The sequence below is a fragment of the Aeromicrobium sp. CTD01-1L150 genome, from assembly GCF_041951745.1.
Taxonomy (GTDB): Bacteria; Actinomycetota; Actinomycetes; order Propionibacteriales; family Nocardioidaceae; genus Aeromicrobium.
Genome location: NZ_CP169555.1, coordinates 1,912,270 through 1,939,128, shown reverse-complemented (window position 1 = coordinate 1,939,128; position 26,859 = coordinate 1,912,270). Strand labels below are relative to the sequence as shown.

25 protein-coding genes are annotated in these 26,859 nt (G+C 67.2%); 12 read left to right on the top strand and 13 right to left on the bottom strand.

Features of this window, described 5'->3' with window-relative positions:
- Positions 1 to 130: 130 nt before the first annotated feature.
- From ACEVFP_RS09595 to ACEVFP_RS09570, 6 genes are all read right to left on the bottom strand, one after another.
- Positions 131 to 1,492: a pyridoxal phosphate-dependent aminotransferase gene (locus tag ACEVFP_RS09595; protein WP_375003612.1), complete on the bottom strand. Its 1,362-nt coding sequence runs from the start codon at positions 1,490 to 1,492 to the stop codon at positions 131 to 133.
- Complete coding sequence (locus ACEVFP_RS09590; protein ID WP_375003611.1) at positions 1,482 to 2,189, bottom strand: ABC transporter ATP-binding protein; 708 nt, start codon at positions 2,187 to 2,189, stop codon at positions 1,482 to 1,484. The genes ACEVFP_RS09595 and ACEVFP_RS09590 overlap by 11 nt, the downstream gene beginning before the upstream one ends.
- 125 nt (positions 2,190 to 2,314) lie before the next feature.
- Entirely contained in the window at positions 2,315 to 3,337 is a 1,023-nt protein-coding gene (locus ACEVFP_RS09585) for an ABC transporter ATP-binding protein (RefSeq protein ID WP_375003610.1), read from the bottom strand.
- Complete coding sequence (locus ACEVFP_RS09580) at positions 3,334 to 3,933, bottom strand: ABC transporter permease (RefSeq protein ID WP_375003609.1); 600 nt, start codon at positions 3,931 to 3,933, stop codon at positions 3,334 to 3,336. Before ACEVFP_RS09580 ends, ACEVFP_RS09585 begins: the two co-directional genes overlap by 4 nt.
- A gap of 268 nt (positions 3,934 to 4,201) precedes the next feature.
- The gene (locus ACEVFP_RS09575; RefSeq protein WP_375003608.1) at positions 4,202 to 5,167 is read right to left on the bottom strand and encodes an ABC transporter permease; all 966 of its coding nucleotides are present in this window, start codon (positions 5,165 to 5,167) and stop codon (positions 4,202 to 4,204) included.
- Positions 5,168 to 5,216: 49 nt separating this feature from the next.
- A complete protein-coding gene (locus tag ACEVFP_RS09570) occupies positions 5,217 to 6,785 on the bottom strand; it encodes an ABC transporter substrate-binding protein (protein WP_375003607.1) in 1,569 nt (522 codons plus the stop codon).
- A 133-nt stretch (positions 6,786 to 6,918) separates the two neighbouring features.
- On the opposite strand from ACEVFP_RS09570, the gene ACEVFP_RS09565 reads away from it, so the two are divergent.
- From ACEVFP_RS09565 to ACEVFP_RS09555, 3 genes are read left to right on the top strand one after another with little or no spacing between them, the layout of a single operon-like run.
- The gene (locus ACEVFP_RS09565) at positions 6,919 to 8,346 is read left to right on the top strand and encodes an amidohydrolase family protein (RefSeq protein WP_375003606.1); all 1,428 of its coding nucleotides are present in this window, start codon (positions 6,919 to 6,921) and stop codon (positions 8,344 to 8,346) included.
- A gap of 6 nt (positions 8,347 to 8,352) precedes the next feature.
- Positions 8,353 to 9,243, top strand: a complete 891-nt coding sequence (locus ACEVFP_RS09560) for a MurR/RpiR family transcriptional regulator (RefSeq protein ID WP_375003605.1) — start codon at positions 8,353 to 8,355, stop codon at positions 9,241 to 9,243.
- Between the two features lie 37 nt (positions 9,244 to 9,280).
- Positions 9,281 to 10,150 carry a carbon-nitrogen hydrolase family protein gene (locus tag ACEVFP_RS09555; protein WP_375003604.1) on the top strand — a complete coding sequence of 290 codons (870 nt, stop codon included), beginning with the start codon at positions 9,281 to 9,283 and terminating at the stop codon, positions 10,148 to 10,150.
- 61 nt (positions 10,151 to 10,211) lie between these two features.
- On the opposite strand, the gene ACEVFP_RS09550 is transcribed toward ACEVFP_RS09555, so the two are convergent.
- The 4 genes from ACEVFP_RS09550 to ACEVFP_RS09535 form a co-directional block, all read right to left on the bottom strand.
- Positions 10,212 to 10,622 carry a VOC family protein gene (locus tag ACEVFP_RS09550; protein WP_375003602.1) on the bottom strand — a complete coding sequence of 137 codons (411 nt, stop codon included), beginning with the start codon at positions 10,620 to 10,622 and terminating at the stop codon, positions 10,212 to 10,214.
- Entirely contained in the window at positions 10,619 to 11,029 is a 411-nt protein-coding gene (locus ACEVFP_RS09545; RefSeq protein WP_375003799.1) for a helix-turn-helix transcriptional regulator, read from the bottom strand. The genes ACEVFP_RS09550 and ACEVFP_RS09545 overlap by 4 nt, the downstream gene beginning before the upstream one ends.
- A 125-nt stretch (positions 11,030 to 11,154) precedes the next feature.
- The gene (locus tag ACEVFP_RS09540; RefSeq protein WP_375003601.1) at positions 11,155 to 11,940 is read right to left on the bottom strand and encodes an alpha/beta fold hydrolase; all 786 of its coding nucleotides are present in this window, start codon (positions 11,938 to 11,940) and stop codon (positions 11,155 to 11,157) included.
- A 10-nt stretch (positions 11,941 to 11,950) separates the two neighbouring features.
- Positions 11,951 to 12,574 carry a GrpB family protein gene (locus tag ACEVFP_RS09535; RefSeq protein WP_375003600.1) on the bottom strand — a complete coding sequence of 208 codons (624 nt, stop codon included), beginning with the start codon at positions 12,572 to 12,574 and terminating at the stop codon, positions 11,951 to 11,953.
- 69 nt (positions 12,575 to 12,643) lie between these two features.
- Between ACEVFP_RS09535 and ACEVFP_RS09530 the strand changes: the two genes are divergently transcribed.
- From ACEVFP_RS09530 to ACEVFP_RS09500, 7 genes are all read left to right on the top strand, one after another.
- Entirely contained in the window at positions 12,644 to 14,641 is a 1,998-nt protein-coding gene (locus ACEVFP_RS09530) for an ABC1 kinase family protein (protein ID WP_375003599.1), read from the top strand.
- Entirely contained in the window at positions 14,629 to 15,804 is a 1,176-nt protein-coding gene (locus ACEVFP_RS09525; RefSeq protein ID WP_375003597.1) for an MFS transporter, read from the top strand. The genes ACEVFP_RS09530 and ACEVFP_RS09525 overlap by 13 nt, the downstream gene beginning before the upstream one ends.
- A gap of 75 nt (positions 15,805 to 15,879) precedes the next feature.
- A complete protein-coding gene (locus ACEVFP_RS09520; protein WP_375003595.1) occupies positions 15,880 to 16,524 on the top strand; it encodes an MBL fold metallo-hydrolase in 645 nt (214 codons plus the stop codon).
- A 169-nt stretch (positions 16,525 to 16,693) separates the two neighbouring features.
- Positions 16,694 to 18,229, top strand: a complete 1,536-nt coding sequence (locus ACEVFP_RS09515) for a UDP-N-acetylglucosamine 1-carboxyvinyltransferase (protein WP_375003594.1) — start codon at positions 16,694 to 16,696, stop codon at positions 18,227 to 18,229.
- A gap of 8 nt (positions 18,230 to 18,237) precedes the next feature.
- Positions 18,238 to 19,029: a glycerophosphodiester phosphodiesterase gene (locus ACEVFP_RS09510; RefSeq protein WP_375003593.1), complete on the top strand. Its 792-nt coding sequence runs from the start codon at positions 18,238 to 18,240 to the stop codon at positions 19,027 to 19,029.
- On the top strand, positions 19,026 to 20,339 hold the full coding sequence (locus ACEVFP_RS09505; RefSeq protein WP_375003591.1) for an MFS transporter: 1,314 nt from the start codon (positions 19,026 to 19,028) through the stop codon (positions 20,337 to 20,339). The genes ACEVFP_RS09510 and ACEVFP_RS09505 overlap by 4 nt, the downstream gene beginning before the upstream one ends.
- Positions 20,340 to 20,452: 113 nt before the next feature.
- Entirely contained in the window at positions 20,453 to 20,827 is a 375-nt protein-coding gene (locus tag ACEVFP_RS09500) for an RNA polymerase-binding protein RbpA (protein WP_375003590.1), read from the top strand.
- Positions 20,828 to 20,835: 8 nt separating this feature from the next.
- Here the strand turns inward: ACEVFP_RS09500 and ACEVFP_RS09495 are convergent, their stop codons facing one another.
- Genes ACEVFP_RS09495 through ACEVFP_RS09485 form a run of 3 tightly spaced genes read right to left on the bottom strand, consistent with a single transcriptional unit; the run spans position 20,836 to position 24,147 of the window.
- On the bottom strand, positions 20,836 to 21,573 hold the full coding sequence (locus ACEVFP_RS09495) for a polyprenol monophosphomannose synthase (protein WP_375003589.1): 738 nt from the start codon (positions 21,571 to 21,573) through the stop codon (positions 20,836 to 20,838).
- A complete protein-coding gene (gene lnt / locus ACEVFP_RS09490; RefSeq protein WP_375003587.1) occupies positions 21,570 to 23,057 on the bottom strand; it encodes an apolipoprotein N-acyltransferase in 1,488 nt (495 codons plus the stop codon). Before lnt ends, ACEVFP_RS09495 begins: the two co-directional genes overlap by 4 nt.
- A 10-nt stretch (positions 23,058 to 23,067) precedes the next feature.
- Positions 23,068 to 24,147, bottom strand: a complete 1,080-nt coding sequence (locus ACEVFP_RS09485) for a M24 family metallopeptidase (RefSeq protein WP_375003585.1) — start codon at positions 24,145 to 24,147, stop codon at positions 23,068 to 23,070.
- 108 nt (positions 24,148 to 24,255) lie between these two features.
- Here ACEVFP_RS09485 and ACEVFP_RS09480 point away from each other — a divergent pair, with 108 nt between their 5' ends.
- Positions 24,256 to 25,824 (top strand): M20/M25/M40 family metallo-hydrolase, encoded by a 1,569-nt coding sequence (locus ACEVFP_RS09480; protein ID WP_375003584.1) that lies wholly within the window; start codon positions 24,256 to 24,258, stop codon positions 25,822 to 25,824.
- A 92-nt stretch (positions 25,825 to 25,916) separates the two neighbouring features.
- The gene (locus ACEVFP_RS09475) at positions 25,917 to 26,855 is read left to right on the top strand and encodes a 5'-3' exonuclease H3TH domain-containing protein (protein WP_375003582.1); all 939 of its coding nucleotides are present in this window, start codon (positions 25,917 to 25,919) and stop codon (positions 26,853 to 26,855) included.
- The last annotated feature ends 4 nt before the right edge of the window (positions 26,856 to 26,859 follow it).

Below are 26,859 nucleotides of genomic sequence, written 5' to 3'. Positions count from 1 at the left end.
CCATGGCGGTCACGTTACACACGGTGCTGGGCGGGATTCTTCTCGATTCCTGACCGGCTCAATCGCCCGCGCATGATGCAGAACGGCATCTCGCGTTGGCACCCGATCCGGTCCGCATCTACCTGGGGTGCTACGTGACAGGTGTGGTGTTGGGCATCGTGCTGGAACCGGCCAGGCGGCTCAGCCCCGCGTGGAGGACGTCTAGGCTCTGGGTGATCCACGGAAGTGTTTCTGGTGACTCGGCTTCCAGCGCTTCCATGCGCTGATCGTCGTCGGTCCCATACAACATCGGAACCGCGACCCGCAGGGCCAACCGCGCGAGGTCGTCCCCGAAGGCCACACCCGGCAATGTTGCGATGCCTTCCTCCTCCAGCAGGAGGTGAGCCAGGTCTCGACTAGTCATAGCGCCCTGCGCCGCCAGTTGGCCACGGATCGGTTCGAAGTCCGGGTACACATAGAACCCTCCTTCAGGCTGAGCGACGTTCGCGCCCGCTGCGGCGAAGATCTCTGCGACGGTACGGGCCAATCGGCTGTGAAGGCGGCGACTCTGCGCGATCCGATCCACCAGCTCGGGGGGTTCGCTGAAGGCCAGGGCCGCCACCCGCTGGACGGGCTGCGCCGCAGCCGACCAGATCTCGCTGGCCACTCCGACGACGCGCTCTCGGACGGCGCGCAGCGGGCCGTGATCTGGAATCCTGGATACGCCCAGTCGCCAGCCGCCCAATGCCAGACTCTTGCTCAGGCCCGTCGTGATGATCGTGCGATCGGGCATGATCTGGGCAGGAGTGAGGACATCTCGCTTCGGGTCATGCACCAGGTCGAGATAGATCTCATCGGAGATGATCGTCAGGTCGAAGTCCTCGGCGACCGAACATACGGCGCGGACCTGATCCGGTGAGGCCACGGTGCCGGTGGGATTGTCCGGGATCGTCATGAGGACGGCGGCAGCCGGGGCCCCGTCCGCGTGCAGGCGAGTCGCAGCGTCCCGGAGCGCCTCGGGATCAGGAAGTCCGCCCTGACCGGTCGGCGCGGGAACGGTGACCACCTGTTGTCCCAGGATCCGGTTCTGGGCCGCATAGCTCACCCAGCTGGGTCCCGGAAGCAGAACGGGGCCCCCGAGCGCCTCAAACACGGCGAACAACAGGGCCTTGCTTCCCGGTCCCACAACGACGTGCTCGGCACGGGTCGGCACCTTGCGTCGGACCCAGTATTCTGCGGCTTCGTCGAGGAGTTCGGGCAGTCCCTGGACTGGGCCATATCCGGCACGGCCCGCATGTTCACCGAGCGCGGCGGTCAACATCGGATGAACCGGGATGTTTGCCTCTCCAAAGCCAAGAGCGACCACGGGAAGTCCGGCCCGGCGGCGACGATCGATCTCTTGGTTGATGGCCAGGGTGGGTGATAAAAGCATCGGTTGGTCCTTCGTCTCCGAATGGCGTTCTTCTCCACGGGGGTCGCGGAGAACTGTGGTGAAGCGGCGGTCATCTTCCATCGGACACCGCTGGAATGGTGGGCACCGACTCGAGAAGAGTCACGGTGTACGGATGCTGTGGCTTGCCTACGATGTTCTCCGTGGGACCGATCTCGACGAGGTCGCCGCGATAGAGCACACAGATCCGGTGGCACGTCTGAGAGACCAGGGCTAGGTCATGGGAGATCATCACCACCGTCAGCTCGCGGGTTTGTTCGATCTGGCGCAGCAACCGGATGATCTGAGCCTGAACTGAGACATCGAGTGCGGACGTCGGTTCGTCGAGCAGCAGAATCTCGGGCTCCAAGGCGAGTGCACGAGCGATGGCTGCCCGTTGGCACTGACCACCGGAGAGTTCGCCCGGCCGCTTCTCTCGGATCGACGGGTCCAGGCCGACGTCACGTAGCAGCGAGACCACCATCGCTTCACGTTCCGCCTTGCCGCGCGCCAGGCCGTGCAGGATCAACGGCTCGGCCACGACCTCGGCAATGGTCAACCGGGGGTTCATGGCACTGAAGGAGTTCTGGTACATGAACTGCACACGCCGGGCGAAAGCTTTGCGTCCCAGCGCTCTGTCGCCGATGTCGGTGTCCTCCAACCACACCGTGCCCTCGGTCGGAGTCTCGAGACGGGCGATGATGCGGGCGAGGGTGGACTTGCCCGAGCCGGATTCGCCCACCACACCGAGCCACTCCCCGGGTTGTACGTCGAAGCTCACATCCTGGAGCGCTCTTGTCGCAGAACTCCGCCGGCCTCGTCCGCCAAAGTCCTTGGTGAGTCCCCGAACGGACAGCAACGGTGACGCCGAGGACCAGTCATCGTGTGCGCCGGTCTGCCGAGTGTTCATCGCGAGGCTCCTGGTGCTTCGTCGAGAGTGGAGCGGTCCGCGCCATCGATCAGTGGGTAGTGGCAGGCCGAAACGTGCTTCCTGCCTTCCAGCGTCGGTTCTTCACGTACGCACCGGTCGTCGTCGCTTCGCGGGCAACGGGGATGGAATAGGCAGCCCGCCGGCCACTCCCCTGGCAGTGGAACCGCCCCGGGGATCGTGAGGACTTCCTGAGCAACGACGTCGAGTTGCGGCCGACTCCGCAACAGGCCGGCAGTGTAGGGATGGCGAGGTGCGTTGAGTACCTGGTCGGTGGGACCGAGCTCGACGATCCGGCCGGCATACATCACGGCGACTCGATCGACGAGTGACGCGACGATCGCCAGGTCATGGCTCACGAAGATCACCGAGCACTCATGTTCGGTTCGGATCCGATTGATCAGTCCGACGACCTGCCGCTGGACGGTCACGTCGAGCGCGGTCGTTGCCTCGTCGGCAATCAGCAACCTCGGTGAATTCGCGATGGCGATCGCGATAGCGACTCTCTGGGCCATTCCGCCAGACAACTCATGCGGGTAGGACCGCAGCCGTGACTCGGGCTCGGCAATGCCAACTTCGTCCAGCAGCCGTAGCGCTTCGGCCCGCGCGGAGCGGGTACTGATCTTGCGGTGGACTCGCATGGCCTCCACAAGTTGCTTGCCGACCGTGAACAGGGGGTCCAGGCTGCCGATGGAGTCTTGGAACACCATGCCGACCCTCGCGCCGCGCAATCCTCGCAGCCGCCGCTGCGAGGCGGTGGTGACGTCGATGCCGTCAACCCGGACGGTCCCGGCAGTGTGGTGGACACCTCGGGGCAGCAGACCAACCAGCGACCGGACGAGCAATGACTTTCCCGAACCGGACTCGCCGATGATCCCCAGTGCCTCACCGGGCTCCACGGCCACGGACAGATCCTCCAGCAGCGTAAGTTCCTCGTCTTGGTTATGGGTCGCGAGCGAGAGACCCTCGACCTCAACGAGAGGGTCGGGCACGGTGTTCATCGGTTCGCTCCCAGCTTCTTGTCGGTGATATCGCGCAGCCAGTCGCCGACGTAGTTGACTGCCAATGCCGTGAACACGATGCACAAGCCGGGAAGTACCACCATCCACCAGGCTTGATCCATGAACAGGCGGGCATCGCCGAGCATGTTTCCCCAGGTCGGTGTCGGCGGTGGGACGCTGAGGCCGAGGAAACTGAGGCCGGCATCGATGACGATGGCCCGCGACATGACGTAGGTCCCCTGCACGCCGATCGGCCCGAACAGGTTGGGGATGACATGGTGACGCATCACCCACCAGCGGCTGCCCCCGGCGACGTATGCAGCTTCGACGAAGGGGGATGCTATGAGTGATAGGCCGATCCCGCGTACGACACGCGCAATGCGCGGGAAGTACACCAGCGTCAGGGCCACGATGACCTGCCAATGCCCGCCACCGAAGGCTGCGACCAGCAGGATCGCCAGGACGATGGAAGGGAAGGCGATCAGCCCATCCAGGATGCGCATGATGACGTTGTCCACGGAGCGCCAGATCACAACGACAGCACCGAGAACTCCCCCGATCACGCTACTGGCGATCGCGACGGAGAACCCGATCATGAGAGATGAGCGCGCGGCGACGATGAGTCGATCCAGGGTGTCGCGTGAGAAGTTGTCCGTCCCCAGGAGATGCTCAGCCGATGGCGGCACCAGTCGATGGTCGCCGACCGCGACCGTGGCTCCGTACCGGGTCAGCCGTTCGTCGAGCAACGCGGCGATGAGGACCACGACCAGCCACCCGAGACAGAGCAACGTCACTAAGTCGAGCGCTCGACGGCGACGGCGTGACCGCCGCGGGCCCGTCAGTTCTGTGGTCATCCTCGTCCCTTCACGCGCGAATCCGCGGATCGATCACGGCGTAGAGAGCATCGACCACCAGGTTCACCAGCACATAGGCGAACGCCGCGACCAGGACGACGCCCAGCAGCAGTGGGTAGTCGCGCTGCAGTGCTGCTTCGACGGTGAGCCACCCGAATCCGGAGATGTTGAACACGATCTCCACCACGACGGCCGCTGTGATGAATCCTCCGAAGGCATTGCCGATCACCGTGATAGCAGTCACCAGCGCGCTCTTCAGCTGGTGGCGACCGACTACAGAGGATGAGGCCAGACCTCGCGCACGTAGCGACGTCACCCAGGGTTCGTTGCTCGTCGTGACCACCGAGTCGCGCACCATCCGTGCAACGAGCGCGACCTGATCGATGGACAGAGCAATCGCCGGAAGGATGATGGCCATCAGCCAACCGGTGATGGATTCGCCCGGCGAGGTGTACCCGGACACAGGGAACCAGCCCAGATGCACGCCGCCGCCCAGAACCAAGAGCATCGCCAGCCAGAACTCGGGCACCGACATGCCGACGAAGGTGCTGCCCATCAACCCTCGATCGAGCACTGTGCCACGGAAGTGACCCGCCAGGAGTCCGAACGGGATTCCGATCACGATCACGATCAGCAGGCCGAGAAGCGCGATACTGATGGTCGGACCGATGTGTTGGCCGATCATCTCCAGGACTGGTCCACCGAAACGGATTGACTCCCCCAGATCGCCTTGGAGCAGATTTCTCAACCAAAGGCCGAATTGGATGTAGATCGGCTCGTCCAGGCCCCAGCGTTCGGTCAGATGGCGCACTTGCTCTTCGCTGGCCCCTTCACCAAGCATCAGGGTGGCCGGCGTTCCCGGTGCGAGTCGGGAGAGCGTGAACGTCAGTACAGCGATCACCGCGAGCACCGGTACCGCCAGGAGTGCACGCTGTGCCACGAAACGTGGCAGCGAGGTCGTCGGGGTTCCGGACATCTCGCTCCTGTCGGGATCGGTTCGGGTTCAGAACGTCAGGCGAGGTGGATCAGGCCGGCTCAGCGTTCCACCACAACGGCAGGTAGAAACCCTGATCCTCCAGTGAGACGTCAGGCGAGATGCCGTTCACCGCGGCATAATCCGCGAGCTTGATCGCGGGGCGGTCTCCATAGAACTGAGTCTGAATCTGAGCCATCACCGCGCTCTGCTCGGACTCGGACTCAGCCGTGTGCCATGCAGTAAGCAGGTCCGCCATCTCGTCGTCATAGGCATACCAGTCCTCATAGGGGAACTGTCCGTTGAGCAGGAGGTGAAAGGACGGCATCGCATAGCCGACCCCGAACGCTGTGCTGAACATGTCCCAGGTCTCGGGCTGGGTATACCGGTCATTCATCGCCGCCCATTCAGTGACGTCGATCTCAACATTGAATCCGACGGCTTCCAGCTGTTCCCCGGCTGCGATCGAGAAGTTATAGATCGGTGCCAAGGCCTGGGAAGTCATCCAGACGACCGGCTCTCCGTCATAATCTGAGGCCTCTAGAAGAGCGCTAGCTTCATCAGTGTTCTGCTCCCCGTACTTGTCAATTCCAGCCTCGGTGCTCAGCACGCCCATGTCCACGGGGTAGATAGCCCCGTTGAGCTCGAAGAGGTCCTCATGGCCGTAGGCGGCCATCGCCAAGGACGGTTCGTCCAGGGCGAGCGCTACAGCCCGGCGTACTTCTGGATCGTCGAAAGGCGGCTCAGACGTATCGAGCAGCAGGTACTGGGAGTAGTAGGGCGATACGACTCGGGTGGTCAGCCCGGAGGCCTCAACCTCATCGTAGATGTCACCCGGCAGATTCAGCGCAACGTCGTACTGCCCGGAAGACGTGCTCTGGTAGCGGGTGCTGGCGTCTTGGACGAGTGCGACTTCAACTCGCTCGTACGTCGCAGGCCGAGCTGCCGCGAGCCCACCGTCGGCGCCGTTGTCGGCGGGTGTGTAGTCATCGAATCGCTCCATTGTGTAATGGCGGCCTTTCGCCCACTCCACCATGCGGTACGGACCTGACCCCACCAGATCGGTGACGTCCTCGATGACGTCGGAGCCGTACTGCTCAACAATGTCGCGGGGCATGATCGCAGCTGCGGCGATCGGAACCGCCAGAGCACGCACCACGTCGTACGGTTCGCTGAGGACGATGGTGACCTCATGATCGTCGGTGGCCGTCACCTCGTCCACCTGGGCGAACATGGATCGGCCGTTGCTTGATACCTCGCCCCATCGTTCAAGTGAGGCGGCGACATCCTGAGCGTCCAGCGAAGTCCCGTCGTGAAAGGTCACGTCGTCGCGGACGGGGATGACGTAGGTCAGCCCGCCGTTGGTGACCTGCGGTTCCGACTCGGCCAGCATGGGGACAGGCGCGTAGTTCTCATCGAGGCTGTACAAGGTCTCGAGCACCTGGATCGTCGCTGACTGGGTTGCGCCCGACGTCGACTGATGCCAGTCGAAGGTGCCGGGCTCAGCGTCGGTGGCGACCCTCAGCGTCTGTGCGTCACCAGCACCGTTGTCGGGTGAACAAGCAACCAACAAGAACATGGCGCCGACAATGCACAACACGATGACTTTTCTGCCGCGCATGGCGGATTCCTTCCGTAGGCGAGAAAGGAGGCTCAGGGCCGAGTCTCTGAGCCGTCTATGCAACTAGAATTGTGCGCTATCTTGCTGAAGCAACTTTGCTATGTCAAGGTGATCTTCAACGAAAGGACTCACGGTGAGTGCTCAGGACTTCGATCTGGTGATCCGCGGCGGACGGGTCGTGGACCCTGTCCACGGACTCGACGACATCGCCGATATCGGCATCACGGGAACGGCGATCGCGGATGTAGCGCCCACCATTGAGTCCACCGGAGCAACTCGGACCATCAAGGCCGACGGTCAGGTTGTCCTCCCGGGCATCGTCGACAGTCATGTCCATCTGCCGAGCGTCTTCTCCCCCTCCGGTCGACCTGATTCCCACCGGCGGCTCGCCGTGGCCGGTGTCACCACTGCTGTGGAGTTCGCCCGCTTCTCACAAGTCGTGGAGGAATGGCACGAAGCGAGCGCCGGCCTGACGCTCCTCGGTCTCGAAGCCATGCCTGCTTATGAGCGCACGCCGAGCCGCGAGCAGATCGCCGCAGACATCGACGCCGCCGAGCGATCCGGCGCCGTCGGAGTAAAGCTCCTCGGCGGGCACTTCCCTAGCACGCCCGAGGCCAGCGCACTGACCATCGAACAGTGCGCCGAACGTGGCCTCTACGCCGCATTCCATGCTGGGACGACGCACCACGGTAGTGACTTGGACGGCATGCAAGAGGCCCTGGCCTTGGCAGACGGACACCCGATGCACCTCGCGCACACGAACGCGTACCTCCGCGGGGCGACCGACGAGCTCGAGACAGAGAACCGGCGCGCCCTGGATCTTCTCCTCGAACATCCACGCGTCGTTTCGGAGTCACATCTGGCTCCCCTCAACGTTGCCTTCGGCGCACTGAACGACGGACAACTCACCGATCACATCGCGCACAACTGCCTACGTCTGCGAGGGCTGGACCCGACACCCGACGGACTGCGCGAGGCGTTCGAGACCGGATACGTCTTCGTGCATGCGCCCGAGGTCGATGAGCCTGTGACGGGATCGCACGGCTTTCAACTGTGGCGCGAGCTCCGCGACCCGCTCCTCTCCTTTGAGGTGAATCGACGACTGACTGCCTTCCATCAGGCCTGCGCGCGGGTCTCCTCTGCGGGCTCGCTGACCTATGAGGGCCCTGGTTCGTTCGTCGTCGACGCCATCTCCTCCGACGGAGGAGGCTGGCGAAACCTGATCTTGGACCAAGGTGTCCTGCTCGTACAGTTCGGCGCGCTGTCGTGGTTGCAGTTCGCCGCCAAGACCAGTCTGCGACCTGCGCAGATGTTCGGACTGCACTCCAAAGGGCACTTTACCCCCGGAGCCGACGCCGACATCGTCGTCGTCGATCCGCTTCATCGGACCGCCTCCGTCACGATCGCTGCCGGTCGAGTCATCGCCGAGAACCGTCGATCGGTCGCGACCGGGGGTAGGGTCATCACAACCGAGCGAGGTAGGGGCGCGGTCGCGGAGAAGGGCATCCCCTATCGCACGATCGACCTCCACGACAGTGTCTATCTCACCAAGGGACGGTAGAGCGTCATGCCACGGGACAAGCCAGCCGCCGGACCGGGTCCTCAAACCTACGATGAGCTCCGCCAGGTACTCCAAGACCGCGTCGAGTCGTTCGCGCCGGGCCAGCAGAGGATAGCCCGTCTGCTACTCACCGACCCCCAGGGAACGGCATTCCGCACCATCGGTCAAACGGCTGAGCTGGCCGGGGTGCACCAATCCTCGCTGGTCCGATTCGCGTCGACCCTAGGCCTGAAGGGATACCCCAGCCTGGTCGCGCTGTGCCGCGATCGGCTCGCGGCCGAAGCGCATCTCGTCAGCCGGTTCTTGAATGCCGAACGCCACCATGATTCGGGCCAACTGCTGCAGGAGACGGTCGGCCACGAGCAGGAGAACCTCGTACGCACCTTTACGCGGATCACCTCCCAGCAGTGGGACGAGACCGTCAACCTGGTCTCCGCTGCTGATCGTGTGCACGTGATGGGCCTACGCAAGTGCCTGCCGGTCGCCCAGCTGTTGACCTATCTTTTGAGCTTGGTCCGGCCAGATGTCCGGCTGGTCGCGCCGGTTACTGGCATGCTGGTGGACGACCTACGGGCGCTTCGCCCCGGCGAGGTCTTCATCGCCGTGTCGCTCTACCGGTACACGTCTGACACCGTCACAGCGCTGGACTACGCACGAGATGCTGGTCTCCACACTGTTGCTCTCACCGACAGCGCAGCGTCGCCGTTGGCCAAGTCGGCTGACATCCACTACATAGTGGACTGCGACGGTGTCACCATCTTGAAGTCGATCTCAGCCTTCATCTCACTCGTTCAGGCGCTCGCGACGGCGGTCGGAATCCGCAATGGAACCCGCAGTCGCGACGAACTCCTGACGGACGAGCGCATCCTTGATCAGTTTTCGGTCTATGACGATTGACCCCGGTTCCCACGGAGCGACCGTGCCGCGTGTCCACATGCCAGAGACCGTCGACGTCGTTGCCGCCCAGTACCCCGTTGACTACTTGAACGTGGCCGTCAATTCCCAACGTGCGGAACAGGTCGTCACCCAGGCGGCGGCCGAAGGCGCCGATCTGGTGGTCCTGCCAGAACTGACCAACGTTGGGTACCCAAGATCTGACGCGGCACAGGACCGCCACGAGTACTACCATGCGGCCGCGAGCTCTGATCAGGGTTTTCTCGACACGCTCCAGAACCTTGCGACCACTCATGGCATGACGGTCGTTGCAGGACTCGCGCTGCACCATCACACCGTCGCCGGGGTCCTGATCAATGCTGCGGTGGTCCTTGCACCCGACGGTTCCCGTGTCGTTGCACCCAAAACCCATCTGCCACGGCTGGAGAAGCAATACTTCGCGCTTGGATCAGCTCTCGTGGTCGCCGACACTCCGGTGGGCCGCCTCGGCCTTCTCACCTGCGCCGACAATTCCTTTCCCGAGCCTGCTCGCGTACTGGCACTGCGCGGTATCGACATTCTCTGTGTCAGCTATATGGCTCCCCGCCAGACCAGTCCGGACCTGTATCGCGCGATCGCCGTGACGCGTGCTTTTGAGAATCAATGCTTCGTGGTCGCATCCCAGGCGTGTGGGTCCCAAGGAGAACTCGCGCTGACGGAGGAGACCTGCATCGCTGGCCCCGACGGTTCTTTGCTGGCAACCGCTGGCGGTGGCCCCGGTAGTGCGCGAGCCACACTCGTCTCTGCGGACCTAGTGGCTCAGCGCCTGTTCCTGCCGCGCTTCCAGGACCGTCGGCCCGAACTCTATGGAGACCTGAGCGTAGGCATCACAAACCGTCAATCGACGACGATGCCGGACGGGAGCGCGTGACCGCGTCTCCCAGTTGGCTCAAGCAGTTCGGTGTGTGGGGCGCCGGGCTCGGTACCGGGGCTCAGGTGAACTGCTGGATGCGGATGTCGTTGCCGGCGGGGTCGCGCACGGCACAGTCACGAGCACCATAGGGCTGATCGGTGGGTTCCTGGACGACCTCGGCACCCTTGCCCACCAGGTCATCGAACGTCGCGTCCACGTCCGGCGTGGCCAGGGCGATGCCGAAGTACGTCCCCTTGGCGACCAGCTCGGTGATGACCCGGGACTCTTCCTCCGTCAGGCCCGGTGTGGCCGTCGGAGGGTGAAGGACGATGGCGGTCTCTGGTTGGTCGGCCGGGCCGACCGTGATCCACCGCATGTCTTGATAGCCCACGTCATTGCGGACCTCGAAGCCGAGGACGTCGCGGTAGAAGGCCAATGAGGCGTCGGGATCGGAGTGGGGTAGGAAGCTGGCGTGGATGGTGAGGTTCATGCTGGTGAGACTAGGTCCTGCCGCGTGCGGGACGCTTCTCGATTCCTGATCGGCCTGGTCACCTTGCGCGCCACGCACGGAACCAGCTCGCTGACCTGATCGCCGCAGGATCTGCGGTACTCACTGGGCGAGACCCCCACCAGCTCGGCGAAGCGTGTGCTGAAGGTACCGAGCGAGGAGAAGCCGACGGTGAAGCAGATGTCGGTGACCGAGATATCCGTCGAGCGCAGAAAGGTCATGGCACGTTCGATGCGTCGCGTCATGAGGTAGGAGTACGGCGACTCACCAAAGGCCGCCTTGAATCGTCGGCTGAGGTGTCCGGCCGAGACGTGCACGTCGCGTGCCAGCTCAGCTACGTCCAGCGGCTGGGCGTAGTCGCGGTCGATGCGGTCGCGCACTCGGCGCATGAGCACGAGCTCGCGCAGACGGTCATCAGAGGGGCTCCCCACCGTCCTGATCCTCCCGTGTGCGAGCAGCTCCTGTCCAGCGCGGTCCGCTCGTTCCTGGCCGAGCACCGACTCTGACGAACAGGTCAGCCGGCCAGGAAGACCTTCAGTGCGGACGCGAAGGCCTCTGGCTGCTCGGAGTGCACCCAGTGCCCCGCGCCCTTGATGGTGACGAGCCGGGTCTGCGGGAAGAGCCGCCGCATCGTCTCGTCGTGCTCGTCGCGGACGTAGTGGGATCGCTCCCCTGCGACCCAGAGCACGGGATGATCGAACGAGCTGTCAACGGCCGGCCAGTCACCGATGTCGGCGAGGTCCCGGCGCAGCAGATCGAGGTTGGCCTGCCAGTGGAAACCGTCCGATGCCCGGCGCAGGTTCTGCAGCAGGAACCCGCGCACGGTGGCACTGGCAATGGGCTCCGCCAGCTGCGCGTCGGCCTCTCCCCTGGTCTCCAGGCTCGACAGGTCAAGCTGCGCGAGGCTGCCGAGCAGGTGCTCGAACTCATCGGAGCCGTCGCTCGCGGCCGGTGAGATGTCGGCGACGACGAGGCGGTCGACGAGCTCGGGGTGACGCAGGGCCAGCAGCATCGCCACCTTGCCACCCATCGAGTGCCCGACCACGTGAACGGGGCCGCCCCGGGCGACGCCGGACCCCAGCAGATCCGCGACGGCGTCGGCGTACTGCTCGTAGCCAAATCTCTCCGTCCAGGGCGAACGACCATGGTCTGGCAGGTCCACGAGCAAGGAACGGAAGTCCGGCACGAGCGCCTTGGCGATCTGGGTGAAGTTCTTGCCCTGGCCGAACAGACCGTGCAGGAACACCACGGTCGCGCCCGAGTCGCCGATGACGGAGCTGTGCAGTGCGGCGTCGTCCACGTCTCTCACTCTAGATGCCTCCTCGGGCGCCGAGGAGACCCGCCGCGGCAAAGGCTCGGGAGTAGATCTCACGGACCACCGGCTCCTTGCGGGCGTTGTACTGCATGACGTGCTCCCCCTCGGCGTTCGCCCGGGCTGCGGCGTCACGCTTGGCGGCGGCGTAGAGATCGCGGTCGTCGGCAGATGTGCGGAGGTGGTCGCGAAGGATGCGGTGTCGCACCGGCTCGGGACTGTCCGGACCGAAGACATGCAGGTTCGCCATCGGGTCCACCGACCGCAGGCACCGGTGATCGGACCACCATGGCTCGCGGACCACCAACGTGAACCCGAGCGAGCACAGCGCGGGCACGTAGCTGCCCTCCGCGGCCGGTTGCTCCACAAGGAGGTCGATGTCGATCACCGGCTTGGCGGCGAGGCCGGGCACCGCGGTGGAGCCGACGTGTGCCAGGTCCACCACGAGGTCGCCGAGTGCCTCGCGGATGCGCGCGTCGAGGAATGCGTAGATCTGCGGCCATGCGGGGTCAGGATCCACAACCTCGATGCCGGTCAGCGGCCCGGCGCCATCGACCCACGGCGACACGCCCGGTGGCGGTTCGGCGTCGGTGAACGTGGTGATCTCCTGCGGCGTGGGCATGCAGCCGACCCTACGGGCGTGCAGCCTGGTCCGCTCCGAGCACGGCAGCAGAACGCATAGAGTCAGGGTGTGGGCTCCTCTCTCGTCCTGATCTCAGCTCTCGTCAACGCGTTCTTCATAGCGGTCGTCGCACGGCGACTCCTCGGTGTCCCCGTCGGTTGGCCACGCACGATCGTGCTCAGCCTCCTGCTCAATGCGGTGGCCGTTCCGCTCGTCACCTGGATCCTTGACGCCCTCGGCGCACGGCTCGACCCCACCTCCGGGCAGGACGCTGCCGTCGTGATGGCCATCGCGGTGCTGACGATCGCCTGGCTGATCGCCCTCGAGGTCGGTCTCCTCGTCCTGCTGGAGGCCCTCGTGCCCACGGGCAGCCTGCTCGGCCCGGTCCCGTTCCTTCAGTCGTTGCCCGCCCGCTCGCGCCGCGGACAGCGCTACGCACGGATCGTGGCCATCGCCACTCGCCATGGTCTCGGCGGCTTCCTGACCACGCGCGGCACACGTCACGGCGTCGAGACCAGCACGTCGTCCACGGCACGGGCCCTGCGGCTCGCCCTCACCGACGCCGGCGTCACCTTCGTCAAGCTCGGGCAGATGCTCTCGAGCCGACCTGACCTGGTGCGGCCCGAGTTCGTGCAGGAGCTCTCCCGGCTGCAGTCCGACGTCGCCGCGCAACCGTGGTCCACCGTGCGCGGGACGCTCGAGCAGGAGCTCGGCAGCCTCGACGCCATCTTCACCCACGTCGATCCCGAGCCCTTGGCCGCAGCCTCCATCGGTCAGGTGCATCGCGCACAGCTCGTCGGCGGCGAGCGCGTCGTGGTCAAGGTGCAACGCAGCGACGCCCGCGCGCAGGTCACGGCGGACCTCGACATCATCGGGCGACTCGCCCGCTGGCTCGACCGCACGCAGCCGTGGGCACGTGACCTCGGTGTCCGTGACCTCGCCGAGGGCTTCGCCGCCTCGCTGGAGGAGGAGCTGGACCACCGGGTGGAGGCGGAGAACGTGGAGGCCGTCCGAGGTGTGGGCAGCCGCGCCGAGCCCCCTGTGTCGGTGCCGGCAGTGCATCGCAGCACGGCACGTGTCCTCATCATGGAGGAGCTGGCCGGCACCCCTCTGTCCGGCGCCGCCGACCTGTTGGCTGCCCTGCCGGATGACGTGCGGCGCTCTCACGCCGACGCCCTGCTGACGACCGTCCTGGAGCAGATGCTGGAGTCCGGGATCTTCCACGCTGACCTGCATCCGGGCAACGTGCTCATCGACGCTGACGGTGGACTCTCACTGCTTGACTTCGGGTCGGTGGGTCGGCTCGATCGCGGAGCGCGACTCTCCCTGGGGCTGCTGTTGCTGGCGATCGACCGACAGGACGCCGCTGCCGCCACGCGAGCCCTGTGTGACGTCCTCGACCACCCTCCGTCGCTCGACTCCCGTGCCCTCGAGCGCGATCTCGCCCAGCTGATCATGCGCTTCGGCTCCAGTGCGGGGCGCACGAGTGACCTGTTCGTGCAGCTGCTGCGCGTCGTCCTGCGGCACGGCCTGTCCATCCCGCCGTCACTGGCTGCGGCCCTGCGCGCATTGGGCGCGTTGGAAGGCACGCTGCAGACGCTTGATCCCGAGGTGGACCTCGTGGCCGCGGCGCGCGAACGCGGGCGGTCGGTGGTGACCCGACGCATCGGGCCGGGCGGCGTGAAGGAGGAGATCGAGGACCAGCTGGTCACCCTCCTGCCGACGCTGCAACGCCTGCCGCACCGCCTCTCCTCGATCCTGGAGGATGTCGAGGGCGGACGGCTGACCGTCACCTTGCGCACCTTCCAGGACCCTGCGGAGCGACGCTTCCTCAGTGGTCTCGTGCAGCAGGTGGTCACGGCGATCCTCGCGGCCACCGCGGCCCTCAGCGGCATCTTGCTGCTCATGGTCGACCGGGGGCCGGAGCTCACCGACCAGCTGACGCTCGGCGCCTACCTCGGTGGGGTCCTCGTGCTCTTCGCCTTCGTCCTGGGGGCACGCCTGCTGGTGCTGGTCTTCCGCTCCGGCCGTGACCACGACGTCGGCATGTCACGGTGGCACTCCTGAACGGCACCGCCGGGCGCGCCAAGGTGGCCGTGGCCACCGTGTTCATGGCCAACGGCTTCCTCTTTGCCTCCTGGATGTCGCGCATCCCTGCGATCCGCGACCTGCTGGACCTCTCGCCCGGTGGCCTCGGTCTGCTGCTGCTCGCGCTGTCCGTCGGATCGCTGTGCGGCCTGCCGACGGCCGGCTGGTTCGTGCAGCGGTGGGGTGAGCGGCGCGTCGTGCAGGCCGGCGCCCTGCTGATGACGACCGGCGTCGTCTCGGCCGGTCTCGCCGCCCAGGCCGGCGTGGTGCCGTGGGCGGCGGCTTCGCTCGCCGTCATGGGGTTCGGCGTCGGTGTGTGGGACGTCGCGATGAACCTCGAGGGGGCGCGGGTGGAGCGGCTGATCGGACGCACGATCATGCCGCGGTTCCACGCAGGTTTCAGCCTCGGCACGGTGATCGGCGCCGCCGGTGGCGCCCTGGCAGCCGCCCTCGCCGTCACCGTGGTGCTGCACCTGCTGGTCGCGGCGATCATCGCCTTGGTGGTCGCGCTGGCCGGGGGGCGCGCCTTCCTCGGCTCGAGCCACGAGCCGCGACCCGAGGTCCAGGCCGACGCGAGTCCCGCATCGGCCTGGCTGGAGCCCAGGACGCTGCTGATCGGCCTGATGGTCCTGGCGCTCGCACTGACCGAGGGCACTGCCAACGACTGGCTCGCCGTTGCCCTCGTCGACGGCTACGACCTCCCGGACTGGGCCGGGGCGGCGGGATTCGCCGTCTTCGTGAGCTCGATGACGCTCGGCCGGATCCTCGGCCCGATGCTGCTCGATCGTCACGGTCGAGTCCCCGTGCTGTGGGCGACCATGGCGCTCGCCGGCACGGGTGTGCTGCTCACGGTGCTCGGGGGCAGCCTCTGGCTCGGCCTGGTCGGCGCCCTCGTCTGGGGCCTCGGCGCGTCACTGGGGTTCCCCGTCGGCATGAGCGCCGCGGCGGACGATCCGCGCCGCGCGGCCGCTCGCGTGAGCGTGGTCTCCACCATCGGGTACACGGCCTTCCTGGCCGGTCCCCCGCTGATCGGGTTCGTGGCCGAGCGTGTCGGGACGCTGGACGCCCTGCTCGTCGTCGCCGTGCTGCTGGTTCCCTCAGCGCTGGCCGTGCCTGCCACACGGCAGAAGCGGGGCGGGTGACCAGCCGCCGTCCGGGGCGGGTCCTCCCGGCCTGGCACCACCGGCCACCGGGCCCCCGCGAGGCATCATGGGCCCATGGACATCACCCGGCTGGGCCACGCGACCCTTCTCGTGGCGACCGATGACACGCGGATCCTGATCGACCCCGGCTCCTTCAGCCTGCCCGAGACGTTCGAGCTCACCGCCCTCGACGCCATCGTCGTCTCCCACCAGCACCCGGACCATCTCGACCCCGACCGCGCGCCGGCGCTGCTGCGGGCGAACCCGGACGCGCTGTTGCTGTGCGATCCCGAGACCCGCTCCCTGCAGCCGGACGGCCGGTGGGTGGAGCATGTCGACGCCCTGGAGCATCGCGTCGGCGACCTGCAGCTGCGTGGAGTCGGTGCGGTCCATGCCGAGATCCTCCCCAGCATCCCCACCGTCGCCAACGTCGGTGTGCTGGTCGGCGACGGCGCCGCCACCCTGTTCCATCCGGGCGACTCCTACACCCACGCGCCGCCAGGGGTCGACGTCCTGGCGCTGCCGCTCACGGCTCCGTGGGCCAAGGTGAGCGAGACGGTGGACTTCGCTGCTCGCGTCAGCCCCGCGACCCTGTTCCCCATCCACGACGCCGTCGTCTCCGATCGTGCGTATGGGATCTACTGGAACCATGTCGTGAACCATGCCGGGGTGGCCGACGCGCGTCGCATCGCGCCGGGCGAGACGCTGACCACCGCGTGAGCGCCGCACCCAGGCGTCACACAGGGCTCGGTATCGTCGGCATGGTGGCCGGGGGGCTAGCCATCTTCGGGGTGCTGTTCGCCCGGCACGTGCACCCCGGTCCTGTGGACCGACATCGTGATCAACGCCGCTTGAAGCTTTATCTCATATCTGAGATAGGATGATTCTCATGAGTGACCAGCAGGACTACCTCTCCCGGATCGGCACCCTCATCCGTGACGCCCGACAGCACAGCAGCCTGACGCAGTCAGAGCTGGCCGAGGAGCTCAAGACCAGCCAGAGTGCCGTCAACCGCATCGAGAAGGGTCAGCAGAACCTCACCCTGGAGATGCTCGCGCGCATCGGCACCGCGCTCGACTCCGAGATCGTCTCGATGGGCACGTCCGGCCCCAGTCACCTGCGGGTCAAGGGTGGCACGACGCTGTCGGGCGCCATCGACGTCAAGTCGAGCAAGAACGCCGGCGTCGCCCTGCTGTGCGCCTCCCTGCTCAACGAAGGCACCACGATCCTGCGCAAGGTGGCACGCATCGAGGAGGTCAACCGTCTCCTGGAGGTGCTGGAGTCGATCGGTGTCAAGACCCGGTGGCTCAACGGCGAGAACGACCTGGAGCTCGTCGTCCCCCGCGACCTCGACCTCGCGTCCATGGACGCCGACGCCGCGCGACGCACCCGCAGCATCATCATGTTCCTCGGCCCGCTGATGCACCGTGTCGACACCTTCGAGCTGCCCTACGCCGGGGGGTGCGACCTCGGCACCCGGACCGTCGAGCCGCACATGACGGCGCTGCGACCGTTCGGGCTGAAGGTCGTGGCCACCGAGGGCAGCTACCACGCCACCGCCGGTGCCGGCGTCGCGCCGGAACGTCCCATCGTGCTCACCGAGCGCGGCGACACCGTCACCGAGAACGCGCTGCTGGCCGCCGCTCGCTATGACGGCGTCACCGTCATCCGCAACGCGAGCCCCAACTACATGGTCCAGGACCTGTGCTTCTTCCTGGAGAAGCTCGGTGTGCAGATCGAGGGCATCGGCACCACGACGCTGCGGGTCACCGGCACAGCCACCATCAACACCGACGTCGACTACGCCCCCAGCGAGGACCCGATCGAGGCCATGAGCCTCATCTCGGCGGCCATCGTGACGCAGTCCAGCATCACGGTGCGCCGGGTGCCGATCGAGTTCATGGAGATCGAGCTGGCCCTGCTGGAGGAGATGGGCTTCTCCTACGAGCGCAGTGCGGAGTACGCCGCGGAGAACGGCCAAACCCGTCTGGCCGACATCACCACGCACCCCTCGACGCTTCGAGCGCCGATCGACAAGATCCACCCGATGCCCTTCCCGGGTCTCAACATCGACAACCTGCCGTTCTTCGCCGTGATCGCCGCGATGGCCGACGGCCAGACGTTGCTGCACGACTGGGTCTATGAGAATCGGGCCATCTACCTCACCGAGCTCAACAAGCTCGGTGCCCGGGTCAAGCTGCTCGACCCGCACCGGGTGCTCGTCGAGGGGCCGACACACTGGAGCGGCACGGAGCTGGTCTGCCCTCCGGCTCTGCGCCCGGCCGTCGTCATCCTGATCGCGATGCTGGCCGCCAAGGGCACTTCGGTGTTGCGCAGCGTCTACGTCATCAACCGCGGCTACGAGGACCTCGCCGAGCGCCTCAACGCCCTCGGCGCGCAGATCGAGACCTTCCGAGACATCTGAGGAGGCCTGTGAAGGCCGATCTGTCAAGGTACCGCTACTTCGAGCACCCCACTCCCCTGCCGATCGCGCATCGCGGTGGCGCCAAGCTACCCGGGCTGGAGCAGCTGGAGAACACGATGGCCGCCTTCCGGGCGGCGGTCGAGCTCGGCTACACGTACCTGGAGACCGACGTCCACGCCTCGCGTGACGGCGTGGTCTACGCCTTCCACGACCTCGACCTCGCGCGCCTGACCGGCTCCTCCGACGCCATCGCCACGCTGGAGTCCTCCCAGGTCGATGCGGTGCGTCTCGGTGACGTCGAGCCGATTCCCCGACTCACCACGCTCCTGCAAGAGCTGCCACACGCACGTCTCAACATCGACGTCAAGAGCGACGAGGCCGTCGAGCCGACGGTGCGCACCCTGCACGAGTGCGACGCGCTGGAGCGGGTGTGCCTCGCGAGCTTTTCCGGACGTCGGCTCCGACGTATCCGAGAGCTGGTGCCGCAGGTCGCCACGTCCACCGGGCCGGCCGAGGTCGCGGCCGTACGCCTCGGACCCACCCGCCGTCTGCGGGCGCGAGCCGTGCGCGCCGGCGCGCAGTGCCTGCAGGTGCCCGTCCGCCACGGGCCGGTCACCGTCGTCTCGCGGACCTTCGTCTCACGAGCCCACGACCTCGGCATGCAGGTGCACGTGTGGACCGTCGACGACCCGCACGAGATGCGATCCTTGCTCCAGATGGGCGTCGACGGGATCGTGACCGACCGACCTGACGTGCTCAAGGACGTGCTCATCGAGGCTGGGGACTGGAGAGACGCATGACAGACGTGGCGGTGGGACACCAGCGGCGGGCTGGGCAGGTCCTGGCATGGTCGCTGTGGGACTGGGGTTCAGCAGCCTTCAACGCCGTGATCGTGACCTTCATCTTCTCGGTCTACCTCACAGACTCCGTCGGCAAGGACCTGCCGGGCCCGATCTCGGCCAGCACCTGGCTCGGCCTCTCGATCGCCGCCGCGAGCCTCGTCCTGGCCGTGCTCGCCCCGGTGCTCGGCCAGCGCTCCGACGCGGGAGGGCGACGCAAGTGGTCGTTGGCCATGCTGACCGGCAGCGTCATCGTCGTCATGGCCGCGCTGTTCTTCGTCAAGGACGACTACCACTACCTCTGGCTCGGACTGGTGCTCATCGCCGTCGGGACCGTGCTGTTCGAGCTGGCCCAGGTCCCGTACTTCGCCATGCTGCGCCAGGTCTCCACACCGGCGACCGTCGGCCGGGTCTCCGGCATCGGCTGGGGATTCGGCTACCTCGGCGGCATCGTGCTGCTGCTCATCTGCTTCTTCGGCTTCGTAACCGGCGACGGAGGGGTGTTCGGCCTGCCCACCGAGGACGGCCTGAACATCCGGCTCGTCGCCGTGCTCGCCGCGGTGTGGTTCTTCGCCTTCGCCCTGCCGGTGCTGTTCGCCGTGCCAGAGCTGCCGGCGGCGGCCAGCCCGCTGGAGAAGACGTCGTTCGTCGACTCCTACCGTCAGCTCTTCGCCGAGCTCCGCCAGATGTGGCGTGCCGAACGACCCACACTGCTGTTCCTCGGCGCCAGCGCCCTGTTTCGCGACGGGCTCGCCGGCGTGTTCACCTTCGGTGCCGTCATCGCTGTCTCCGTCTACGGGTTCGAGCCGGACGGGGTGATCATCTTCGGGGTCGTGGCGAACATCGTCGCGGCGGCCGGAGCGATCCTCGCCGGCCGGATCGACGACCACACCGGCCCGCGTGCGGTCATCGTGTTCTCCCTGGTGGCGATGATCCTGTCCGGCCTGGTGCTGTTGTTCGTCTCCGGCCCGACCATGTTCTGGATCTTCGGGCTCATCCTCTGCCTGTTCGTCGGGCCGGCCCAGTCCGCGTCACGGACCTACCTGATCCGGATGACGCCGGTCGGCAAGGAGGGTCAGATCTTCGGCCTGTATGCGATGACCGGACGTGCGGTGTCCTTCCTGTCCCCCGCGCTCTTCGCCCTGGCCGTGTTCATCGGCGGCGACGATCGCTGGGGCATCGTCGGCATCATGCTGGTGCTCTCCGCCGGCCTCGCCGCCCTGCTCGTGGTACCGGCACGCATCCGGGACCGCGCACTCGATGTGCCGTGAGCCGACGCGCGCTGTCACCAAGGAACTGACGCGCTCCATCACAAATGAGCTGCCGCTCAGGGGAATCTCATGCCAATGCCATACGTTGTGCACTGATAGAGAGAGGAGTCACCATGGCTGAACGAGCACTGCGTGGGGCGCGACTGGGCGCCCAGAGCTTCGAGGACGAGCGCGGCGTCGAGATGGCTCCCCGCCAGGAGATCGAGTACGTCCTGGACGATGGCAGCACCTTCACCGTCACGATGGCCGACGAGGCCGAGATCCCGGCCGAGTGGGAGGACCCCAAGTCCGGCCAGATCGGCCGACACCTCGACGGCGAGGAGCCGGTCAAGAAGGAGGAGAAGCCGGCCCGGACACACTGGGACATGCTCCTGGAGCGGCGCTCGGAGGCCGAGCTCGAGGACATCCTCACCGAGCGTCTGGAGCTGTTGCGCTCCGGTGAGATCGGCCCGCCGCACCTTCACCGCCGCAAGAAGAAGAGCGCCTGACCGCTCGCTCATCCACGACCTGAACGTCCCTGGCGTCGCCGCAGCATCCGCTGCAGACCCCACCAGGTGACCCGCCACAGCGCCTCGCGCACGATCGCGCCACTCATCTTGGAACGACCGTGCTCGCGCTCGTGGAACGTCACGGGTACCTCCACGGTCCGCAGGCCCGCTGCGGCGACGCGTCGGGTCAGGTCGATCTGGAAGCAGTACCCCGCAGACGCCACCGAGCTGTAGTCGATCGCCTCCAGCGTCCCGCGGCGCAGGGCGCGGTAGCCGGCGGTGGTGTCACGCACCGACAACCCCAGCATCAGACGGGCATACGCGGTACCGCCACGCGAGATGAGCCGCCGGCACCAGGGCCAGTTCACGACCGCACCGCCAGGGACCCAGCGTGAGCCGATCACCTGGTCAGCATCCTCGAGCGCCACCAGCAGACGTGACAGCTGCTCGGGAAGGTGCGACCCGTCGGCATCCATCTCCACGAGCACGTCGTAGTCACGCTGCAGCGCCCACCGGAAGCCCGCGCGATACGCGGCGCCGAGACCGTCCTTGGCGGTGCGGTGCATGACGTGCAGTCGTGTCTCGGTGCGCGCCAGCTCCTCAGCGATGTCCCCGGTGCCGTCGGGTGAGGCATCGTCGACGACCAGCACATCGGCCTGCGGCACCGCCTCGAGGATCCGGGGCAGGAGCACCGGCAGGCTCGCGGCCTCCTCGTAGGTGGGGACCACCACGAGGACCCGGCTCACGGGCTCCTCCTGCGCCATCCGAGGAACCATCCGAGGAGCCCGAGCCCGACCAGGGCCCACTGCACCCAGGGGCCCAGCATGAGGGCGGGAGTCCGTCCCGACGCCCGGGGAACCTCCACCGAGATGGTGGCAGCCTCGTGCATCGGCGCACGCTCCACGACGTCGCCGTGCGCGTCGGCGACCCCGCTGATGCCGTTCGTCGAGGGCACCAGCATCCAGCGCCCCGTCTCCAGCGCCCTCAGCCGGGAGATCTTCCACTGCTGCTCGGGCTGGGCGGTTCCAGTGAAGGCCGCGTTGCTGGTCTGTCCGGACAGGAAGTCGGTCTCCGCCCTGGCGGCGTCACGGATGATCTCGTCGTACGCGAGGTCCCAGCAGATCGATCCGCCGATGAGCAGCCCAGCCACCTCCAACGGCTCCGAGGAGTCGCCGGCCAGCATGTCGCGCGGGACGTCGCGCGACATCCGGGCCACCTGCGGTGCAGCGTCGCCCAGCCTCTGCCGGAACGGCACGTACTCGCCATAGGGCACCAGCTTGCGCTTGACGTAGCGGTCCCCGGGCCCGTCGGCGTTCCACACGGTGCTCTCGTTGTAGGCAGTCTCGGGGGTCGGGCCGTCGAAGATGCCGCCCACGAGGATCGGTGCGTCGACGGTCACCGATGCGCGTCGCAGCTCCTCGGCCACCGCGGGGTTGGCGTACGGATCGATGTCAACCGCACCCTCAGGCCAGATCACGACGTCGGGCTGCGGCACCTCACCGGCCTCCACGGCAGCGGCCAGGCGCCGGTTCTCCGCGATGTGCAAGGCGAAGACCTCGCCACGGGGCCAGGTGAGAAAGGCTCCCGGGACGTCGCCCTGCACGAGGGCGACGTCGGTGGTGCCACGCTCCCCCACGACACCCGTGGGCAGGACGGTGCCGACCAGCAGTGTGCCGAGGACGGTGGCGGCGGCCAGCGCACGGTGGCGGACCGCCCCACCGACCAGGACCACCAGGCTCGCGGCCAGCAGGAACATGACGAGGGACAGCCACGGCATGCCGCCCAGCCGCACCCACGCCTCGAAGGGGGTGTCGACCGCGGTGTGGCCCAGCCGTCCCCACGGGAAGCCGGAGAGCGGGAACGAGCTGCGGAACCACTCCCCGGCGACCCACACCGCAGCCCCCCACAGCGGCCACCAGCTGAGCCGCAAGGCTGCACGCAACGGCACGGCGATCAGGGCGAAGATCACCACCTGGGCGGCGACCAGCGCGATGTAGGCCGCCAGGCTGACCGCGTTCATCCACCAGATGAGCACCACCATGAAGGACAGCCCGTACATGGCGCCGACGGCGAGCACCAGTCGGACCCTCGCCGCCGTGAGCCGTCGCAGCACGACCACGAGGACGGCCACGCCCAGCACCATGGCGTACGGCAGGTTGAACGGGTCGAACGCCGCTGCCGACAGCAGCCCGGCCAGGACCGCCGACGGCACGGCCCCACGGGCCCTCACGCGGGTCTCGTCACAGGACGACGAGCTCGCGCGGACGCTGGTTGAGAACCTCCAGGCCCTCATCGGTGCAGACCGCGATGTCCTCGATGCGTGCTCCCCACCGTCCCTGTGCGTAGCAGCCGGGCTCGATGGAGAAGGCCATGCCGGGCTCGAGGACGAGGTCGTTGCCCGCGATGATGTAGGGCTCCTCGTGGGTCTCCTGGCCGATGCCATGCCCGGTGCGGTGGATGAACAGGTCGGCGTAGCCGGCCTCGGCCAGCAGGTTGCGCCCCACGGCGTCCACGGACTCAGCGCTCACACCGGGTCGCGCGTGGGCGCGCTGTGCGGCCTGGGCCTGCTCCAGCGCCGCGTACGCGGCTAGGTAGTCATCGGGCGGCTGGGAGCCCACCACGTAGTTGCGGGTGGAGTCCGAGCAGTATCCGGCTGGTGTGGTGCCACCGATGTCCACGACCACGGGCTCGCCCGCCTCGATGACGCGGTCGGAGACCTCATGGTGCGGCGAGGAGCCGTTCGGGCCCGAGCCCACGATCACGAAGTCGACGGCCTCGTGTCCCTCCTCCACGATGGCGCGGGCGATGTCCGCTCCGACCTCGCGCTCGGTGCGGCCGGTCCGCAGCCACTCGCCCATGCGAGCGTGCACGCGATCGATCGAGGCGCTGGCCTCACGCAGCGCGTCGATCTCGGCGGGTTCCTTGCGCATCCGCAGCTCGTTGACCACGGGACCGGCGAGCGTGAGGTGTGAGCCCGGGAGCCGCTCCTGCAGCGTCAGGACCCGCTCGGCCCACATCTGGTTGTCGACGCCGATCGTTCCCTCGCTGAGGAGGTCGGCGACGAGGGAGAACGGGTCGTCGTTCTCGCCCCACGTCGCGATGTCGATCGTGAGCCCGGCCGCCTGTGCCGCGGCCTTCTCCAAGGCGGGCGCCACGAGGGTCGGCTCCCCGTCGACGGGCAGGACCAGACAGGTCAGCCGTTCCAAGGGCTTGGCGTGGTAGCCCGTCAGGTAGCGCAGGTCGGCACCGGGTGTGATGAGCAGCGAGGAGAGGCCGCGTTCGGCCATCTGCTGACGGGCGCGGGCGAGTCGATCAGTCACCCTCTGAGCCTAACGGGCGGCCCTGCCGCGCCGACGTCGCTCTGGCCGCGAGCGGCCGCGTCGCCTATGGTGATGCGATCCAACTCACACTCATGATCGGGGAATCACATGCGCAGAATGATCGCCGCCACCGCGGCGGCCGTTTTGTCCGTCGGCCTCATCAGCGCCACACCGGCACTGGCTGACAGCCACGGCAACGGCAAGGGACACGGGCCCGGAGGCAAGCACGCGCCGGCGGACGCCGACAGGCTCACCAAGGCCGTCAAGGTCAACGGGGTGCTGCGGCACCTGCGGCAGTTCCAGACCATCGCCAACCGGCACGAGGGCAATCGCGCGTCCGGTCTCCCGGGTTACGACGCGTCCGTCGACTACGTGGAGAGCGTGCTGGACAAGGCGGGGTACGACGTGACCCGGCAGACCTTCGAGTTCCCGTTCTTCCGGGAGCTCAGTCCGGCCGAGCTGACACAGCTCACACCCGAGGAGCGGGACCTGGAGACGGCCGTCTTCACCTACTCCGGCTCGGGCTCGGTCACGGGCCCCGTGATCCCGGCGAACAACAACGTCATCCCGGCACCTCCCGAGCCAGGCAGCGACGCCGGCTGCGCGGTCTCTGACTACGAGCCGGCGCCCGAGGAGGACGCGATCGCCCTGGTCCAGCGCGGCACGTGCGACTTCGGTCTCAAGGCCGCCAACGCCCAGGAGGCCGGTTACGACGCGGTCATCATCTTCAACGAGGGCAATCCCGAGCGCACCGAGCTCGCGGTGGGCACCCTCGGCGAGCCGAGCGACATCCCCGTGGTGGGCCTGTCCTACGACGACGCCGTCGACCTGGTCGAGGCCGACGACGTCACCGCCACGGTCGCCACCGAGACCGAGACCGACCTCGAGCGCGAGACCCAGAACCTGCTCGCCGAGTGGCCCGGCACCACCAAGAACGACGACGAGGTCGTCGTGGTGGGTGCGCACCTGGACTCCGTGACCGAGGGCCCAGGCATCAACGACAACGGCTCGGGCTCGGCGGCAGTCCTGGAGATCGCCAAGCAGTACGCCGACACCAAGCTGGTGCGCAAGCAGCAGCGGCCGGTGCGTTTCGCCTTCTGGGGCGCCGAGGAGCTCGGCCTGATCGGTTCGCAGCACTACGTCGACACGCTGACCGATGAGGAGCGCGGTGACCTCTACGCCAACCTCAACTTCGACATGCTCGGGTCGCCGAACTTCGTCCGGCTCGTCTACGACGGTGACGGCTCGGCGTTCGGACTGGCCGGCCCTGCCGGTTCCGGTGAGATCGAGGACCTCTTCCTCGACTACTTCGAGGACCAGGGCCTCGAGACTGACCCGACCGCGTTCGACGGACGTTCGGACTACGGGCCGTTCATCGAGTACGGCATCCCGGCTGGCGGGCTCTTCAGCGGGGCCGACGACGTGAAGACCGAGGAGCAGGCCGAGATCTACGGCGGGACCGCCGGTGAGATCCTCGACCCGAACTACCACACACCCGAGGACGACATCACCAACGTCAACACCACGGTGCTGCAGCAGCTGTCCGACGGCGCTGCGTTCGCCGTGGGGACGATGGGCCTGTCGAAACAAGGCCTGTACGGCGACAACGCACGCACCACGGCCCGGACCCAGCTGGCACAGCAGAAGGACTACCAGGGAGACCTGGCGCTGCGCTGAGCACGACCCACGACCGACGTCGGTACCCGAACAGGTGCCGGCGTCGGTCGTCATGCCCGGGATCCGATCGCTGATGCTCGTAGGGTGAGCGGGTGACGAACTCCGGCCGCCTGCTTCTACTCGACTCAGCCAGTCTGTACTTTCGAGCCTTCTACGGGGTGCCTGACTCCTTCAAGGCGCCCGACGGCACGGTGGTGAACGCCCTACGGGGCCTGCTCGACTTCGTCGCGACGCTCACGACCCAGCACTCCCCCGCCGCTGTCGTCGCGTGCTGGGACGACGACTGGCGGCCGCAGTGGCGTGTGGACCTGCTGCCGTCCTACAAGACCCACCGGCTCGCCGACCCGCAGGCCGTGGCGGACGGTGAGGTGGTGGCCGAGGACTCCCCTGACCTGCTCACCCCACAGGTACCCCTGATCGCCCAGGCACTGGGGCTGCTCGGCATCCCGGTCGTCGGGGCTCCTGGCGCCGAGGCCGACGACGTCATCGGCACGCTCGCCCGCCTCTGGGACGGCCCGGTGGACGTGGTGACCGGTGACCGTGACCTCTTCCAGCTCGTCGACGACGCCGCCCAGGTACGCGTGCTGTACACCGTCAGAGGCGTCTCGCGGGCCGACGTCGTGGATGCAGCCTGGATTCGTGACAAGTATGGCATCGACCCCTCGCAGTACGTCGACTTCGCGACCATGCGCGGCGACGCGTCCGACGGGATCCCCGGTGTCAAGGGCATCGGGGAGAAGGGAGCCGCATCGCTGCTGCGCGAGCACGGCGATCTGGACGCGATCGTGGCCGCCGCGTCGGATGAGAGCAGCAGCCTCAAACCGCGTCAGCGCACCTCCCTGCTGGAGTCCGCCGAGCTCATCGACGTCATGCGGACCGTGATCAGGGTCCGCGAGGACACCTGCGACCTCTCGGTCGTCGTGCCCCGCCGGCCACTCTCCACGACGCAGCGCGTCGACCTGGAGGCGTTCGGCGACCGTTGGGGACTCGGCGGGGTCACCGGCCGGCTGGTGGAGGCACTGGGCTCCTGAGCCG

What these genes read in the sequence shown, in the direction of transcription:
- ACEVFP_RS09575 (WP_375003608.1), bottom strand. Translation starts at nt 5,167, where the DNA reads ATGTCCGGAACCCCGACGACCTCGCTGCCACGTTTCGTGGCACAGCGT.
- ACEVFP_RS09595 (WP_375003612.1), bottom strand. Translation starts at nt 1,492, where the DNA reads ATGGAAGATGACCGCCGCTTCACCACAGTTCTCCGCGACCCCCGTGGA.
- ACEVFP_RS09500 (WP_375003590.1), top strand. Translation starts at nt 20,453, where the DNA reads ATGGCTGAACGAGCACTGCGTGGGGCGCGACTGGGCGCCCAGAGCTTC.
- ACEVFP_RS09560 (WP_375003605.1), top strand. Translation starts at nt 8,353, where the DNA reads ATGCCACGGGACAAGCCAGCCGCCGGACCGGGTCCTCAAACCTACGAT.
- ACEVFP_RS09580 (WP_375003609.1), bottom strand. Translation starts at nt 3,933, where the DNA reads ATGATCGGGTTCTCCGTCGCGATCGCCAGTAGCGTGATCGGGGGAGTT.
- ACEVFP_RS09545 (WP_375003799.1), bottom strand. Translation starts at nt 11,029, where the DNA reads ATGCGCCGAGTGCGCGACCGCATCGACCGCGACTACGCCCAGCCGCTG.
- ACEVFP_RS09585 (WP_375003610.1), bottom strand. Translation starts at nt 3,337, where the DNA reads ATGAACACCGTGCCCGACCCTCTCGTTGAGGTCGAGGGTCTCTCGCTC.
- ACEVFP_RS09520 (WP_375003595.1), top strand. Translation starts at nt 15,880, where the DNA reads ATGGACATCACCCGGCTGGGCCACGCGACCCTTCTCGTGGCGACCGAT.
- ACEVFP_RS09570 (WP_375003607.1), bottom strand. Translation starts at nt 6,785, where the DNA reads ATGCGCGGCAGAAAAGTCATCGTGTTGTGCATTGTCGGCGCCATGTTC.
- ACEVFP_RS09515 (WP_375003594.1), top strand. Translation starts at nt 16,694, where the DNA reads ATGAGTGACCAGCAGGACTACCTCTCCCGGATCGGCACCCTCATCCGT.
- ACEVFP_RS09480 (WP_375003584.1), top strand. Translation starts at nt 24,256, where the DNA reads ATGCGCAGAATGATCGCCGCCACCGCGGCGGCCGTTTTGTCCGTCGGC.
- ACEVFP_RS09505 (WP_375003591.1), top strand. Translation starts at nt 19,026, where the DNA reads ATGACAGACGTGGCGGTGGGACACCAGCGGCGGGCTGGGCAGGTCCTG.
- ACEVFP_RS09555 (WP_375003604.1), top strand. Translation starts at nt 9,281, where the DNA reads ATGCCAGAGACCGTCGACGTCGTTGCCGCCCAGTACCCCGTTGACTAC.
- ACEVFP_RS09535 (WP_375003600.1), bottom strand. Translation starts at nt 12,574, where the DNA reads ATGCCCACGCCGCAGGAGATCACCACGTTCACCGACGCCGAACCGCCA.
- ACEVFP_RS09550 (WP_375003602.1), bottom strand. Translation starts at nt 10,622, where the DNA reads ATGAACCTCACCATCCACGCCAGCTTCCTACCCCACTCCGATCCCGAC.